At 70.1% G+C, this 15542-nt stretch carries 15 protein-coding genes and 1 tRNA gene; 9 read left to right on the top strand and 7 right to left on the bottom strand.

Annotation, left to right across the window (positions count from 1 at the left end):
• Positions 1-224 precede the first annotated feature (224 nt).
• From D7X99_RS27270 to D7X99_RS27260, 3 genes are all read right to left on the bottom strand, one after another.
• Positions 225-1073: a zf-HC2 domain-containing protein gene (locus tag D7X99_RS27270; protein ID WP_121780339.1), complete on the bottom strand. Its 849-nt coding sequence runs from the start codon at positions 1071-1073 to the stop codon at positions 225-227.
• 149 nt (positions 1074-1222) lie between these two features.
• The gene (locus D7X99_RS27265) at positions 1223-1696 is read right to left on the bottom strand and encodes an anti-sigma factor (protein ID WP_121780338.1); all 474 of its coding nucleotides are present in this window, start codon (positions 1694-1696) and stop codon (positions 1223-1225) included.
• The gene (locus D7X99_RS27260) at positions 1693-2274 is read right to left on the bottom strand and encodes an RNA polymerase sigma factor (RefSeq protein ID WP_120564062.1); all 582 of its coding nucleotides are present in this window, start codon (positions 2272-2274) and stop codon (positions 1693-1695) included. The genes D7X99_RS27265 and D7X99_RS27260 overlap by 4 nt, the downstream gene beginning before the upstream one ends.
• A gap of 492 nt (positions 2275-2766) precedes the next feature.
• Here D7X99_RS27260 and D7X99_RS27255 point away from each other — a divergent pair, with 492 nt between their 5' ends.
• Both D7X99_RS27255 and D7X99_RS27250 read left to right on the top strand, forming a co-directional pair.
• Positions 2767-3318: a hypothetical protein gene (locus D7X99_RS27255; RefSeq protein ID WP_120594873.1), complete on the top strand. Its 552-nt coding sequence runs from the start codon at positions 2767-2769 to the stop codon at positions 3316-3318.
• A complete protein-coding gene (locus D7X99_RS27250; protein ID WP_121780337.1) occupies positions 3315-3905 on the top strand; it encodes a tRNA-uridine aminocarboxypropyltransferase in 591 nt (196 codons plus the stop codon). The genes D7X99_RS27255 and D7X99_RS27250 overlap by 4 nt, the downstream gene beginning before the upstream one ends.
• A 4-nt stretch (positions 3906-3909) precedes the next feature.
• Here D7X99_RS27250 and D7X99_RS27245 read toward each other — a convergent pair whose 3' ends face one another.
• Positions 3910-5334, bottom strand: a complete 1425-nt coding sequence (locus D7X99_RS27245) for a protein-disulfide reductase DsbD (protein ID WP_121780336.1) — start codon at positions 5332-5334, stop codon at positions 3910-3912.
• Positions 5335-5404: 70 nt separating this feature from the next.
• On the bottom strand, positions 5405-7018 hold the full coding sequence (locus tag D7X99_RS27240; protein ID WP_121780335.1) for an SPFH domain-containing protein: 1614 nt from the start codon (positions 7016-7018) through the stop codon (positions 5405-5407).
• Between the two features lie 370 nt (positions 7019-7388).
• Here D7X99_RS27240 and D7X99_RS27235 point away from each other — a divergent pair, with 370 nt between their 5' ends.
• The 7 genes from D7X99_RS27235 to D7X99_RS27205 all read left to right on the top strand — a co-directional run bounded on the left by D7X99_RS27235 (position 7389) and on the right by D7X99_RS27205 (position 12729).
• Positions 7389-8750 (top strand): IscS subfamily cysteine desulfurase, encoded by a 1362-nt coding sequence (locus tag D7X99_RS27235; protein WP_233613770.1) that lies wholly within the window; start codon positions 7389-7391, stop codon positions 8748-8750.
• 117 nt (positions 8751-8867) lie between these two features.
• Positions 8868-9260, top strand: coding sequence for a Fe-S cluster assembly scaffold IscU (gene iscU / locus D7X99_RS27230; RefSeq protein ID WP_120553652.1), 393 nt, complete (start codon positions 8868-8870; stop codon positions 9258-9260).
• 40 nt (positions 9261-9300) lie between these two features.
• Positions 9301-9684 (top strand): iron-sulfur cluster assembly accessory protein, encoded by a 384-nt coding sequence (locus D7X99_RS27225; RefSeq protein ID WP_120575974.1) that lies wholly within the window; start codon positions 9301-9303, stop codon positions 9682-9684.
• Positions 9685-9791: 107 nt separating this feature from the next.
• Positions 9792-10340 (top strand): Fe-S protein assembly co-chaperone HscB, encoded by a 549-nt coding sequence (gene hscB, locus D7X99_RS27220; RefSeq protein ID WP_121780342.1) that lies wholly within the window; start codon positions 9792-9794, stop codon positions 10338-10340.
• Positions 10337-12181, top strand: a complete 1845-nt coding sequence (gene hscA / locus D7X99_RS27215; RefSeq protein ID WP_121780333.1) for a Fe-S protein assembly chaperone HscA — start codon at positions 10337-10339, stop codon at positions 12179-12181. Before hscB ends, hscA begins: the two co-directional genes overlap by 4 nt.
• A 3-nt stretch (positions 12182-12184) precedes the next feature.
• Positions 12185-12562, top strand: coding sequence for a 2Fe-2S iron-sulfur cluster-binding protein (locus tag D7X99_RS27210; RefSeq protein ID WP_121780332.1), 378 nt, complete (start codon positions 12185-12187; stop codon positions 12560-12562).
• A gap of 83 nt (positions 12563-12645) precedes the next feature.
• Positions 12646-12729 (top strand) — tRNA-Leu (locus D7X99_RS27205).
• A 72-nt stretch (positions 12730-12801) separates the two neighbouring features.
• Here D7X99_RS27205 and D7X99_RS27200 read toward each other — a convergent pair.
• Both D7X99_RS27200 and D7X99_RS27195 read right to left on the bottom strand, forming a co-directional pair.
• Positions 12802-13884 (bottom strand): lysylphosphatidylglycerol synthase transmembrane domain-containing protein, encoded by a 1083-nt coding sequence (locus tag D7X99_RS27200; protein WP_121780331.1) that lies wholly within the window; start codon positions 13882-13884, stop codon positions 12802-12804.
• Between the two features lie 20 nt (positions 13885-13904).
• Positions 13905-15497: an alkaline phosphatase family protein gene (locus tag D7X99_RS27195; protein ID WP_121780341.1), complete on the bottom strand. Its 1593-nt coding sequence runs from the start codon at positions 15495-15497 to the stop codon at positions 13905-13907.
• Positions 15498-15542: the final 45 nt, after the last annotated feature.

The raw sequence follows: 15542 nt of genomic DNA, 5'->3' as shown, positions 1-15542 counted from the left end.
CTCCTCGACCCGGTCCCCCCTCGTCTCCCGGGCCTCGTCCTCCGGCCGCACGCCCGCGCCCCCGTTGGAACCTGGCGCCCACAGCTCGCCGTCCCCCTGGCTCCACGCATCGATGCGGTACATCGCGTCCCCCCGGGTGCGGTGTCTTGCCGTCCACCCCGCCGCCGCCACGCCGCGCCTCGATAATTAGACGCCGATCGCCAGAATCCTTGGGTCGTCCCTAATCATTTCAAGAAGGCGCCCCCCTGCCGGAGCGCCAGGGCCCGGATTCCGGCCTCTTCGCTCCACCCCGGCTCCCCCCGGCGAGCCACGGCCTCGAAGGCCTCCGCCGCCTGGAGCGGGAGGCCCATGGCCCGAAGCACCAGCGCCCTGTTCCACAGGGCCTGGGGATGGTCCGGTGCCTGACGCAACACGCCTTCGAGCAGCCCCAGGGCGCCCCGCGAATCCCCCGCCGCCATCGCCACCACGGCCCGGTCGCTGTCCCGGTCCAGCGAGGGGGCGCTGCGAGACAGGAAGTCCGACGCCTGACGCAATTCGCCGCGCACCAGGTAGGCCGCCGCGATGCCGTGCAGGTCCCCCCGCTCCTCCAGCGCCGCCAGGGTCCGCAGGGGCACCGGCGGTTCGGTCGCGAGCGCCACTCCGCCCCCCGCCCCTGTCCGGACGGGAACGTAGGGGAGGTAGCGGTCCGCGGCCGGGTACGCGATGCGCGCCTCCAGCTCCCGCGCGGACGCATCCGCCCGCCACGCGTCCTTCGGCCGGAAGCCGTCCCCCGTCATGACCGCGGTAAGCGCTCCCAGTCCCATGGCCAGCACCGCCCCCATCGCATGCCGCCATCTGCCGCGCGGCAACGCGAAGCGGAACGGCCCGCGGACGAGGGCAGGCGGTGGTGGCGCGTCGTTGTGGGCCACCGCGCCACACAGGGCCTGGACGCTGAGCATCTCCAACTGCATCGCATCATGCAGCCCGCTGGCGCACGCACGGCAGAGGGCCAGATGGAGCCGGAAGTGCTCCTCGTCCCCCGATTCCAGCTCCCCATCCAGGAACCGGTAGAGCTTCTTGCACCAGAGATCCATCACGCGTCAGGGCCTGGAGTCACGAGGCCACCTCCCGTCCCTTGCGAAACGCGAGCGGAAGCAATCCTTGGTGGATTCCGCTGACAGCGTTCGCCGCTGGCTCCCCCGCCTGCCCCCCAGGGAGGAGCAGGCGGCGAGGGCCCGCGTTTTCAGCGGCGCGTGCGGGGGCGCAGCAGCGTCGCGCCCGAGCGGCTGGTGCGCGGGCACGGGAGGCGCGGCGCGCTGACGGCCTCCACCGCCTCCGTCTTCGCGAACCACGGGCAGCAGTTGGCGCACCCCGGGCAGCGGCGGCGGAAGCGGCGGGCGCCCTGGTGCCAGGCCCGGCCTTCGAGCTCCGGAGGTGGGGGCACCTGCGCGGCGAGCACGTCCCCGGGCCAGTTCTCCGGCACGTCGTCCCAGTCGGACCCGGGCACCGTCTCGCGGGCCTGGCGGGCGGACACCCAGCGCTCGCTCTCCGCCGGGTCCTCCAGCGCGAGCCTCGCGAGCATCTCCAGTTGCAGGAGGTCGTGGAAGCGGCGGGCGCAGACGTCGCAGGTGGCCAGGTGGCCCCGGACGCGGCGCTGGTCCTCGGCGGACAGGCTCCCGTCCAGGAAGGGCTGGAGGTCTTCACACGCGGTGCTCATCGTTCCCTCTCCTGGCGGCGGCGTTCCGCGGTGTCGTGGAGCATGGCCTTGAGGCGGCGGCGGGCGTGGAAGAGCCACGTGCCCACCGTTCCCGCGCTGGGGGTGTTCATCCGCCGGGCAATCTCCGCATGGCGCAGGCCCCGCGCATGCAGTTCGAACGCCTGGCGCAGCTTCTCGTTGAGCCGCGCCACGGCCTGGCGCAGCTCGTCCTCCGTGACGCACTCCCACTGTTCGGGCTCCGGCGCGTCCTCCGGGTCCTCGAAGAGCATGTGGACGTTGTGCAGGTCCACCCGGCGGTCCGTCTCCGCGCCCTGGCGGCGGCACTGGTCCAGGAACCGGTTGTGCAGCACGCGCACCAGCCACGCACGGCGCGCGGGCTCCGGCCAACGCTTGAGCCGCTCCCACTGCAGGAGCGCGCGCAAGAGCACGTCCTGCACCAGGTCGTCGCAATCACTGGCACTCTTGCCACAGACATTGCGCGCGATGGCGACCAGCACCGGCTGATGGCGGATCGCGAACGCGGCGAATTCCCCTCCAGAGCCCTCCCGGACTGGCGGCTCCTCCCTCCCTGGCACCATGCGACCGCCTCCCTTCCCTCCAGAGAACGCCGAGGGCCGGATTCTTTTTTTCTCACGGATGCGACAAACGCTGTCGCGCTTCTTCCCAAGTCACGGCGGCCAGTACGGCTGAAACACTTCAAGCAGGCGCCAATTCCTTGCATGGAATAGACAGACATCCAGGCACTCCCCGTTTCAATGTCTCTCCATGGGTGTGACTTGCCTCCGGGTGGCGCGTGCCGGACCCGGCGTGAAAAAACGGGGCGGAAAATAGGCGTCCAGCATGCCCCAGCGGCTTTCTGGGGGCTGGCGCGTTTTCGTGGACGCGGATCCGCGGTGGGCGCGGGGGGCGGTGGCATCTCCTGGTGCGTCAGGCGGGGGGACGTGTCCCGCCGCGTCGTGTTCCCGGCCTGGGGGAGGCCCCCTGGGGCACGGGGAAGCGTCCTCGGGCGCAACTCCCCCCTTGCATGCCTGGGGAGTCCTTTGGTCCTCTTGGGCCACCGCCGTATGCCCATGGAAACCGCCGCCGACAGCCGAGAGTACCGCGTGGTCTTCTTCTGCCCCGCGTCAAACGCCCGGCTCGAGCGGCTGGAGGTCCCGGTGCGCCGGCTCTTGTCGCGCATCCAGGCACCGCCGGCGGAGCTGGCCCCACTGAGTGAGGCCGGGGCGCTCACGGAGGCCGGGTGGCAGGTCTACCTGGTGCGTTCGCTGACGGAGCGCTCCGCGGCGCAGGCCATGGCGGCCTACGTCAGCGAGGCCACCTGCGCGCTGGCCGCGGAGGTGGACGCGGAGGTGCTGGGGCTCTACGTGGACGTGTCCGGGGACTCCGCGCGCATCTGCCGGTGCGGCCCGGAGGACGGTCCGGAGACCTTCGCCGGGCGGAGGCAGGCCGCGCTCACCCGCACGTCCGAGTGGCTGGAGGTCGCCCCCGCGAGCCTGTCCGCCCTCTTCCAGTTGGATCCGCCGGACGCCGAATACGAGCCGGACGCGGACGACCTCTTCGTCGAGGAGAAGCTGCGTGAGGCGCGGGCCCTGATGGAGCGCTACCGCACCGCGGCGAAATGAGGTCGAGCACCCCGGAGGACCTGTCGGGCCGTTGTGAGCGGTGCTACCTGCCCACGGCCCTGTGCCTGTGCGCGGACGTGCCCGTCATCCCCACGCGCACGGAGCTGCTGATCATCCGGCACAACAAGGAGTCGCAGAAGAGCACCAACACGGCGCGCATCGCGGCGCTCGCCCTGCCCCGCTGCCACATCGTGTCCTATGGAGCGCCCGGAGCGCCCTTCGACGCGTCGGTGCTGAACACGCCGGACACGTGGCTCCTGTTCCCGGATGCACCGGAAGCGGAGGGTCCTCCGCCGAAGCGGCTCGTGGTCATCGATGGGAGCTGGGCACAGGCGCGGCGCATGGTGCAGCGCGTCCCCGCCCTGCGCCGGCTGCCGGGCATGAGGCTGCCGCCGCCCGCGCCGGACACGCGCCGCCTGCGCAAGCCGCCGCACCCGGACGGGATGTCCACGCTGGAGGCCATGGCCGGAGCGCTCGCGCGACTGGAAGGCGAGGAGCTCGCGAAGCCGCTGCTCACGCTGCACGAGCTGATGATTGAGCGCGTGCTCGCGAGCCGCGGCCGGCTGGGCTGGGCGAACTACCTCTAGCGACCTACTGCAGGACCTTCTGCATCTCCGCCGCGAAGGGCACGGGCTCCAGGAAGCCCGTTACGCGCGGCTTCGTCAGGACGGTGCCGTCCGGGTTCACGAAGGCCACCGTGGGCAGGCCCTCCACGCCCAGCTGCTCCATCAGCGCGTCCAGGCGGTCCTCGCTGTTGGTCGCGTCGATCTTGATGGTGAGGAAGCGGCTGTCCTCTGCCTGGGTGATGACCTCCGAGGACGGATACGTCAGCCGGTCCAGCTCCTTGCAGGCCGCGCACCAGTCCGCGAAGAAGTCGATGAGCACCGGACGGCCTTCCTTCTTCGCCGCCGCGAGCACCTGCTCGAACTGGCTGGCGTCGAACGTCGCCTTCTTCGCCGGCATCACGTGGTGCCACTGCCAGGACGGCGCCACGGGGTGCTCCTGGAGCCCCATGCGCACCCACAGCTCACCCGTGGGCCGCGCGTCCAGCGCTCCGCCGCGCAACACCAGCGCGCCCACCACCAGCGCCACGCCCAGCGCCTTGAAGCCGAAGTCGCGCGCGCCCTCCTTGAACGAGCGGTGCACCGCGCCCACCAGCACGCCCACCACCACCAGCACCGCGGCCAGCACCGCGCCGGGCACCTGCCCCACCTCGGCGCCCAGCGCCTTCACGGTGTCGCGCGCCCAGGGGAAGGCGTCCTTCACGTACGAGAACGCGAGCGCCACCAGCATGATGCCCAGCACGCTCTTCACCCACTCCATCCACACGCCACCGCGCGGCAGGCGCACGGTGAACACGCCGATGAGGAAGAACGGCACGCCGATGCCCAGCGCGTAGATGAACAGCAGCGTCGCGCCCAGCGTCGTGTTGGCGGACTTCGCCACGAAGGCCAGCAGGCCCGTGAGCACCGGCCCCGTGCACGGCGCCGCCAGGAACCCGGACACACTGCCCATCACGAACGCGCCCGCGATGCCCGCGCCGCCCACGTTGCTCAGCTTCGTCTGCATGGACGACGGCAGCGCCAGCTCGAACGCGCCGAACATCGACGAGGCCAAGAGCAGCAGGAACAGCGCCAGCCCCAGCACCACCACGGGACTGCCCAGCATGGAGCCGAAGGCCTGGCCCGTCTTCGCCGCCAGCACGCCCAGCGCGCTGAACACCACGCCCATGCCCACGATGTACGACGTCGTCAGCGCCAGCGAGCGGCCCCGCGATTCCGCCTTCCTCGCGCCGAACACCGACACGGTGATGGGGATGAGCGGGTACACGCACGGCGTCAGCGCGGTGAGCAGGCCGCCGGCGAACACCACCAGCGCGCCCCAGGCGAGGTTCCCCGACTCCAGGAACCGGGCCGCGTCCAGCCCGGCGCTCGGCCCCGTGGGCAACAGCCACGGCACCACCGCCACCGCCACTCCCGCCACCACCGCTGCCAGCGTCAGCTTCTTCGTGTCCATGCGTGCCTTACGCCTCCGCGCGTCCGGACCTTCGGAGGCTCCCTTCTATATGCGGAGGCCGGGGACGCGGCTACCCCGCCGGCATCTGCGCGGGGGCGGCAGGCACCTTCAGCCCCGCGGAGCGCGCCAGCCCCATCACGCCCTCCACGGCGGCGGCGATGTAGCCAAAGGGGTTCGCTCCATCCACCGCCGTCACGTGCACCTCGCCCATCCGCTGCTGGAAGGCCGCCGCCACCTGCGGCAGCTGCTGCGCCAACGTCAACTGGATGACCTCCGGACTCACCGAGTTCTCGATGTCACGCAGCGTCTGCGCGCGCTCCATCTCCAGCCCCTGCTGCGCGCGGGTGCGCCGCAGCTCCAGCTCCGCGATGCCGGCCTCCGCCTCCGCGATGGACTGCTTCGCCAACAGCACCTGGAGCCGGGCGGACAGCTGCTCGGCCTCCTGCCGGGCCACGGCGAGCTGGACTTCGTGACGCGCGGCCTCCGCCTCCTGCTGGCGGCGCAGCCGCTCCAACTCCACCTGCGCCTTGGCGGCCTCCGCCTCCTGCTCCCAGCGCAGCTCCTCCAGCTCACCCTGCGCGCGGTTGTACGCGAGCTGCCGTTCACTCGTGAGCCGCGCCTCCTCCAGGCGCGCGTCCGTGGCCAACGACTCCAGCCGGGCCTGCTCCTTCAGCGCCTCCGTGCGCGTGCGGACCTCCTCCTGCGCGGTCAGCTTCGCGAGCGCCACCTCACGATCCACGGAGGTGCGCTCCTGCTGCTGCTGACGCGCCTGCTCCATCTTCGCCTGGGCCAGCCGCGCTTCCTGCGCGAGCTGCTCCATCTGCGCCTGCTCCTCCGTGGCCTGGGTGCGCTGGCGGACCTCCTCGCGCGCGGCGAGCTTCTGGAGGTTGAGCACGCGCTCGGCCTCCGTCTCCTCGCGCCGCACGAAGCGCTCCTTGGCCAGCTCCGCCTCGCGCGCCTGCCGCTCCTGCTCCCGGCGGAAGCGGGCCTGCATGTGTTCGAAGACCGAGGAGGACAGGACGCGCACGTCCTGGATTTCAATCGTGTCCAGCAGCACGCCCCAGCCCACGTCGGTGCGGTCCTCCAGCCGGCCCCGTCCGGAGAGCACGGGAGCAATCTCCCGCATCAGCTCCGCCGCGATGCCCTCCTTGCGCCGGGTGAGGCACTCCTCCACGGTGAGGTTCGCCACCAGCCGGCGCGCCGCGCCCACGAACATCTCCCCGAGCAGCTCCGCCAGCTTCTCCTGCGCGCGCTCCGGGTAGCTGAAGTTGAGCATCCGGAAGGCCACCAGCGGATCCGCGATGCGGTACACCGCCAGGCCCGTCACCGCCACGCCCACCTTCTCGCTCGTCACCTGATCCGCGGTGAACTGGAACCGCTGGATGCTGGTGGGCACGATGGCCACCGAGTCCCCCGGCAGCTTGAAGCAGCTCGCGCCCTGGCCGCTCACCTCGCGCACGCGCCCCCGGCGCATGTGGATGAGGAACTCGCTGGGCCGCGCGGTGATGAGCCCCCACTTCTTCACCTTGTCGGGGTCCTCCGCGGGCTTGCCCGCCCGCCAGCCGTCCACGTAGCGGGAGCGATCCAGCCCACCCTCCAGGCGGACCAGCGACGGCCGCCCCGTCCCGTCCTGCTGCGTGTCCTGGGCGTTGCTCCGGGCCTGCGACTTCGCGTTGGCGCTCATGTCTGGCACCCTCCGCGCTGTCTCCAGTGCAGGCGCCCGGCCATGCCCCGGGGTGCCACGAAACGGGCACTTATGGGCGCGCGAAGCGCTGTTTCGGCTCACCCCGCTCCAATCCGGCGCAGCCGGAGTGCTCCACTCTGGAGGAGCGTTGGACCAGGCCGGCGCGTCCCACGACCTTGGTGCGTCGCGGACAGGGCCCCTGGACCCCATGTTCCCTTGACCCGAGGGGGGTCGATTTTATAATTGACCAGTCCGGTCCACATTCATGTGGGCCCATGTAGACCCTGCCGCTGCGCGCGGACCCACCGCGTCGCCGGGGAGCGGAGGGGTGTTCCACCCTCCTGCGTCACTTCTTCCTGAGGACTTCATGCTGAGCCTGCCCATCTACATGGACAACCACGCGACCACCCCGCTCGATCCGCGGGTGCTGGAGGCGATGTTGCCCTACCTCCGCGAGGACTTCGGCAACGCGGCCAGCCGCAATCACGCGTTCGGCTGGAAGGCCGAGGCCGCGGTGGAGAAGGCGCGCCGGCAGGTGGCGGACCTCATCGGCGCGTCGGAGAAGGAGATCGTCTTCACCTCCGGCGCCACCGAGTCCGACAACCTGGCCATCAAGGGCGTCATCGAGTTCTACAAGTCCAAGGGCGACCACATCATCACCCTGAAGACGGAGCACAAGGCCGTCCTGGACACTTGCAAGCGCCTGGAGCGCGTGCGCCAGGAGCGCCTGGACGAGCTCAAGCTCCTGCGCCTGGGCCAGCTGGCCGAGCGCGACGTCACGCCGGAAGAGGTTCCCGAGCTGGCGGTGAAGTTCAACCTGGACGCGGACGACACGTACAAGAAGTGGGCGGAGATGCCCACGGGTGGCGCGCGCGTCACCTACCTGGACGTGGAGAAGGACGGCCGCGTGAGCCTGGAGAAGCTGGCCGCGGCGATGACGCCCAAGACGGTGCTCGTCTCCATCATGTTCGCCAACAACGAGATCGGCGTGGTCCAGCCGGTCGCGGAGATTGGCAAGCTGTGCCGTGAGAAGGGCGTCCTCTTCCACTGCGACGCGGTGCAGGGCGTGGGCAAGGTGCCCTTCGACGTGGAGAAGATGAACGTCGACCTGGCCTCCATCAGCGCGCACAAGATGTACGGCCCCAAGGGCGTGGGCGCCCTCTACGTGCGCCGCAAGCCGCGTGTGCGCATCGCGCCCATGGTGGACGGCGGCGGTCACGAGCGCGGCATGCGCAGCGGTACCCTGAACGTGGCGTCCATCGTCGGCTTCGGCGCGGCGGCGGAAGTGGCGAGGCAGGACCTGCCGGAGGAGTCCGCGCGCCTGTTCCGCCTGCGTGAGCGGCTGCGCACCGGCATCATGGAGCAGCTGGACATGGTGACGGTGAACGGCAGCCTGGAGCACCGCATGCCGGGCAGCCTCAACATCTCCTTCTCCTACGTGGAGGGCGAGGCCCTGATGATGTCCATCAAGGACGTCGCGGTGTCCTCCGGCTCCGCGTGCACGTCCGCGTCGCTGGAGCCCTCCTACGTGCTGCGCGCCCTGGGGGTCGAAGAGGACATGGCGCACAGCTCCATCCGCTTCGGCCTGGGCCGCTTCAACACGGAGGAGGAGGTCGACTTCGTCATCCGCCTCGTGGTGGACAAAGTCCGCAAGTTGCGAGACATGAGCCCCTTGTACGAGATGGCCAAGGAAGGCATCGACCTCAAGAGCATCGAGTGGACGGCCCACTAGGCGCTCCCCTCCCCTCAAGATTTCCCGCCGGGCACGGAACCCCCCGCCCGCCCGGCCGCGCATCGGTTGCCCGGATGGCGCATCAGTTCAAGCGTTGTGTGAAGGAGCGTTAGACGCATGGCTTACAGCGAGAAGGTCATCGAGCACTACGAGAACCCCCGCAACGTGGGGACGCTCGACAAGAACGACCCGAACGTCGGCACCGGCCTCGTGGGCGCCCCCGCTTGCGGCGACGTGATGCGCCTCCAGCTGAAGATCAGCGACTCGGGCGTGATCGAGGACGCGCGGTTCAAGACCTTCGGCTGCGGCTCCGCCATCGCGTCCAGCTCGCTCGTCACCGAGTGGGTGAAGGGCAAGACGGTGGATCAGGCCATGACCATCTCCAACAAGGACGTGGCCCGGGAGCTGGCGCTGCCCCCGGTGAAGATCCACTGCTCCGTGCTGGCCGAGGACGCCATCAAGGCGGCCATCGAAGACTTCAAGAAGAAGCGCGCGTCGCGGCAGGCCTGATGCCCCTCGCGGTACCTCTTCCAGGATCGAGGACGACCCCATGAACGAGCAGGCCCAGACGACCCAGGCCCCTCAGACGCCTCCCAAGCCGGCCCCCAAGGGCATTGGCCTGGCGGACAGCGCGGTGGCGCGCCTCAAGCAGCTACTGGAAGAGCGCCAGACTCCGGACGCCGGCCTGCGCATCGCGGTGAAGGGCGGCGGGTGCTCCGGCCTCCAGTACTCCATGGAGTGGTCGGAGAAGTCCCGCGAGCGCGACAAGGTGTTCGAGCGCGACGGCGTGCGCGTCTTCGTGGACCCGAAGAGCTACCTGTACCTCATCGGCACGGAGCTGGTGTTCGAGCAGACGCTGATGGCGTCCGGCTTCAAGCTGAACAACCCCAACATCAAGGCCGCCTGCGGCTGCGGAGAGAGCTTCTCCGTCTAAAGCCTGAAGCGGCCTTCCCGCCCGCCCTGTCGGTCAGGGAGCGGGCAGCAGGGGTCCGGCCCGGTGCCGGGCCCCTTTTTCGTTTCCCCCATGAGGATGTGCGCACCGTGAGGACCCACTTCGACGTGTTCGGGCTGCCCCGCTCCTACGCCGTGGACGTGCCGGCCCTGGAGAAGCAGTACCGGGAGCTGTCGCTCCAACTGCACCCGGACCGCGTCGGCCCCGGTGACGCGAAGGCGCGCCTAGCCGCCGTGGAGGGCACCACCGCCCTCAACGGGGCCTTCAAGACGCTGAAGGACCCGGTGCGCCGCGCCTTCTACCTGCTCAAGCTCCACGGCGTGGACCTGGACCGCGAGGACGCGGGCGCCCAGAAGGACATGCCCCTGGAGTTCCTGGAGGAGGTCATGGAGCTGCGCGAGGCGTTGGATGAAGCCATCGCGGCGAAGGACCTACCGAAGGCCCAGGCCATGGCGAAGGACGTGGCGGGCCGCAAGGCGGCGGCGCTCCAGGAGGCCGTGGCGTCGCTCGGCACGCTGGAAGGCGCTGGGGATTCTCCGGACGGGGTGAGAAAGGCGTCGCACGCGCTGGGGCGGGTGCGCTACTTCACGCGCTTCCTCGAGCAGGTGGACGCGTTCGAGGAGGAGGTGCTCGCGTGAGCAACAACGGCTATCTGCAGATCCACGACCCGCTCAAGCCGAAGGGGCACGTGGTGGGCATCGACCTGGGGACCACCCACTCGCTGGTGGCGTCCGTGTCCCAGGGCAAGCCCCGGTGCGTTCCGGTGGACGACGGCGACTCGCTCTTGCTGCCCTCCGTCGTGCACTACGGTAGGGACGGCGGCGTGGTGGTGGGCGCCCGCGCGCGGAAGCTCGCGGCCGAGGCCCCCACGGACACCATCGTGTCGGTGAAGCGCTTCATGGGCCGCAGCCCGGACGACCCGGAGACGCGCAAGCTGGGCCACTACGACTTCGCCCCCGGCGCCAACGTGGTGCGCTTCAACGTGGCCGGTGGCCAGCCGGTGACGCCCATTGAAGTGTCGGGCGAAATCCTGCGCGCCCTGAAGCGCCGCGCGGAGGCGCACTTCTCCGGCAAGGTGGAGCAGGCCGTCATCACCGTGCCCGCCTACTTCGACGACGCCCAGCGCCAGGCCACCCGCGACGCGGGGAAGCTCGCGGGCCTGGAAGTGCTGCGCCTGCTCAACGAGCCCACCGCCGCCGCGCTGGCGTACGGCCTGGACAAGGGCAGCCAGGGGATGTTCGCCGTCTACGACCTGGGCGGCGGCACGTTCGACATCTCCATCCTCAAGCTGGAGGACGGCGTCTTCGAGGTGAAGTCCACCGGCGGTGACTCCGCGCTGGGCGGCGACGACTTCGACCGCGCCATCGCGCAGCACGTGCTCCAGAAGATGGGCGTGGCGTCCCCCACTCCCGCGCAGGTGGCGGAGCTGATGGTCGCCGCTCGAAAGGCGAAGGAGGCGCTCACCGACGCGGCGGAGGTCACGCTCAGCGTGGAGGGCCACTCCCAGCCGCTGTCCCGCGCGGACTTCGAGGCGTGGATCCAACCGCTCGTTGCGAAGACGGGCACGGTGTGCCGGCGGGCCCTGAAGGACGCGGGCGTGGCGGCGGGCGAGCTGGACGGCGTCATCCTGGTGGGCGGCTCCACCCGAGTGCCCGCGGTGCGCCGCTTCGTGGCGGAGCTGTTCGGCCGCGAGCCCCTGGGCGACATCGATCCGGATCAGGTCGTGGCGCTGGGCGCGGCGGTCCAGGCGAGCCTTCTCACCGACGGCGACCGTCAGGACGAGGTGCTGCTGCTGGACGTCATCCCCCTGTCGCTGGGTCTGGAGACGATGGGCGGCATCACGGAGAAGCTGATCCCTCGCAACTCCACCATCCCCACCGCGGCGGCGCAGGTGTTCACCACGTTCAAGGACGGCCAGACGGGCCTGGACGTGCACGTGGTGCAGGGCGAGCGCGAGCTGGTGCAGGACAACCGCAGCCTCGCGCGCTTCACGCTCTCCGGCATCCCCACCATGGCGGCCGGCATGGCCCGCGTGGAGGTGCGCTTCCAGGTGGACGCGGACGGCATCCTGTCCGTCACCGCCAAGGAGCAGAGCACCGGCGTGGCGCAGGCCATCACCGTGAAGCCCAGCCACGGACTCACGGAGGAGGAGATTGAGAAGATGCTCCTCGACTCCATCGACTTCGCGGAGGACGACATCCAGGCCCGCCAGCTGCGCGAGCAGCAGGTGGAGGCCGAGCGCGTCCTCTCCGAGGCCGACCGCCAGCTGCGCGAGAACGCGACGCTGCTCCAGGCCGGCGAGCCGGAGGCCATCCAGGCCGCGATGACTCGCGTGCGCGAAGCCGCGCAGGGCAAGGACTACATGGCCGTGAAGGAGGCCCTGCACGCGCTGGACGAGGCGTCCCGGGCCTTCATCGAACGGGTCATGAACCGCGCCATCACCCAGGTGGTGTCCGGCCATTCCGTGGAGGAGTACTGAGCCGTGCCCAAGGTCACCTTCAAGAGCCCCCTGGCCGAGGTCGCCGTGGACGTGCCCCAAGGCACCACCCTGCTGGACGCCGCGGAGAAGGGCGAAGCCCAGGTGGGGCACAGCTGCGGCGGCGTGTGCGGGTGCTCCACCTGCCATGTCTGGATCCGCAAGGGTCTGGACTCGCTGAGCGAGCAGCGGGACGACGAGATGGACCGCCTGGACATGGGCTTCGACGTCCGGCCGTACTCCCGCCTGTCGTGTCAGACGGAGGTCGGCGACGAGGACGTCACGGTGGAGATCACCGAGGAATCGCTGGTCGCCTTCATGGACGAGAACCCGGCCATCCGCCGGAAGCTCGAGTCCGAGGGCCGCTGGCCACTGAAGAAGTAGGTCGAAAAAGGGTGTTGACCGGGCGGGGGAGGTTCTTTATACGTCTCGCCCATCGCGGCGCCGCAAGGCACCGCGAGCCACCTGCCCAGGTGGTGGAATTGGTAGACACACTAGATTCAGGGTCTAGCGCCTGCAAGGGCATGGAGGTTCGAGTCCTCTCCTGGGCATGAAGTAAAAGAAGGGCCCCGACCACAAGTCGGGGCCCTTTTTGTTTTCCGGCCCTGCCCTCTTCGCGCGGCTCAGGGCGGCGCGGGTTCCACCGCTTCATGCGCCACGTGGTGCGCGGCGGCGTTGGCCAGCCGGCCGCCCTTGCGCAGGTCGCGGATCCGCAGCTTGGAGCGGTGCACGCACCAGGCGCCCACGGCCACCTGGCTGATGACGGTGCCCAGGTGGGTGAGCGTGGCGAAGGCCGCCGCGTCCTCCGCATTGGAGCCCAGCGCGCGCGCCGCCCAACTGGTGACGAAGTAGTAGATGCCCATGCCCGCCGGGACGCCCGGCAGCGACTGCCCCAGGGAGATGGCGCCCAGCACGACGGCGCCCGCGAAGAGGCCGCCGGGGATGTGCACGCCATGCAGCGCCAGGCCGTACGCCAGCGCGGAGGCGAACACCGGGAAGATGGAGACGAAGAACACCGTCGCCATGCCCTTGAAGGAGCGCGCGGTGCCCAGTCCCTCGCCCACGTGATTCAGGAAGCTGTCCACGCGGGGCATGGTGTGACGCTGGTGCAGCCAGCGGCCCAGCGGCGCCGCCCAGTGGGCCAGCAGCACCACCAGCGCCACCAGGCCGATGCACAGCGACAGCGCCACGTGCAGCTCCGTCCGGAAGTGGGCCATGGTCTCGCCGAAGGGGCCCAGGAAGGACAGGGCCACCAGCAGCATCAGACAGGCGAACTCCATCAGCTTGCACACGCCCACGGAGCCCAGGCTCCGGATGAAGGGGATGTTGTGCGTGCGCGACAGGAGGAAGGAGCGCGTCACCTCCCCCAACTTTCCCGGCAGCGCGTTGTGCACGAACACGCCAATGCCCACCATCTGGAAGCGGTCCTTGAACGGGATGTGCTTGCGCAGCGTGGCCTGCCACTGCACCGCCCGCAGCGGCACCAGCGACGCCTGCAGGAGCATGAACGGCACCAGCCACACCAGGTGCCCCGGCAGGTCGCGGACGAACTTGTCCAGCGGGAAGCGCGGCGTCAGCAGGTCCCCGGATCCGCTCAGGTTCCACTTGAAGAACGCGGTGGAGAGCAGGAGCAGGGACAGGACGAGCCCCACCACTCCGCCCAGCACCTTGAGCCACGTGCGTCCACTGGCGTTGGGAAGCCGCATGGTCCTCCCCTTCCTCGGTTTCAATGGAGAATCCGCGGTGAGCCGGTGTCCAGGTAGGCCTCCGCCAGGCGCTCGTGCAACCGCGCGCAGTGGCTGAGGCCAGACAGGTCCACCGGGCCGTTCGCGGGCCACATCACCAGGCTGTCGGACTCCACGCGCGTCAAGCCGCCGTGCGAGCCGAACTCCCACGCGAAGCCCACCGTGCCGCCCTTCTTCACGGCTTCACCGAAGAGGACCAGGTCCCCCGCGGTGTCCATGCGCGGCAGTCCCTGGAGGAAGTCCGCCACGGCGCGCTTGCTGTACTCGGTGGTGAGCGGCGCGCGGTCCAGGTCCTCCAGACCGTAGACGCCCCCGCCCATCACCACCACCGCCTCGGTGCCCCGGCGCATCGCCACCATGCCGATGTCCGGGTTGTTCGTGGCCCGGGCCAGCACCTCCGGATGCAGCGACAGCAGTTCACGCGCCTCCAGCGGCGCGGGACGGCCGCTCAGGTAGATGTGCGCGAAGTTGCCGGCCTCCACCACCACCGGGATGAAGGGCTCGCGCGCGGCGCTGTCCGGGGCTGGAGGCTGGCGCCCATCCAGCAGGCCGCGGCGCACATCGGCGCGCAGCTCGGGCACCTCGCCCTCGAAGAGGACGGCCTCCAGGCGCCGGCCCTGGCGCTGCTCCAGGGGCAGGCTGTCCACGTGACCGTGGTCCGACAGGAGGATGACGTCGTAGGGCTCCGGCGCGGCGCGGGCCACGGCGAACAGCTCCGCCAGTGACGCGTCGACACGGTGAAGCTCCTGCATCGCCAGCTCCGAGCGCGGACCGCGGCGGTGCGCCACCTCATCGTAGTTGCCGTACACCAGGTAGATGAGCGGCACGCCGCGCACCATGTCCACCAGGGACTTGGTGTACGCGAAGCTCCAGCCCAACCGCTGGAGGAGGATGCGGCTCAGGAGGAAACCCTGCTCGTGGCGCCAGTCGTTGAGCTGGCGCGCCCACTGGCGCACCTCGCGCACGGCGTGCCAGGACTCCATGCCGAAGGAACGCAGGAAGTCCCACGCGCCCCTCGTGCGCGCCGAACCCAGGCCCTGCATCTCGTACGCGAACGAGCGCGCCATCAGCTTGAAGCTCGACAGCGTGCTCATGCACATGCGGTTCATGGCGCCCGCGTGGAAGAGCGAGAAGTACGTGTGGCCGCCGTGGTCCAACAGGCTCGTGCGGCCGTGTCCGCGCAGGCGCGCGTCAATGGCCATCGCGTCGCCCGGGGTGTTCATCTGCACCTTGCGGCCGAGCGCCCGGTCGTACCAGCTGTAGCCCGGCAGGTTCGGATGCCGCAGCCCGTAGAGCAGCCCCGCCTGGAAGAACGGCGTGGACGTGGGCGCTCCCCAGAATGCGTTCTCCAGGTGATACGCGCCAGAGCGGACCAGCTGTGAAACAAAGGGCATGCGCCCTGTGACAATGGCCTCGTCGAGGAGCGCCTTGGGCACACCGTCCAGATGGACGAGCAGAGCGTTCCGGGGCCGACGCGCCGCCACGGGCGGAACTTTCGATCCAATCCTCCGGACGAGGCTATTCGCCCACTTTCGTGAATTCTCGCTGACGAGCTCGTTGAGACTTTCGCGCACGTTGACGGCTCCCCCATCCCCCAAGGCAAAATGGGCATTCAGGGG

The sequence above is a fragment of the Corallococcus sp. AB032C genome, assembly GCF_003668935.1.
GTDB lineage: Bacteria > Myxococcota > Myxococcia > Myxococcales > Myxococcaceae > Corallococcus > Corallococcus exiguus.
Note: the sequence above shows the minus strand (reverse complement) of the source record. Positions and strands in the feature narration are given on the sequence as shown.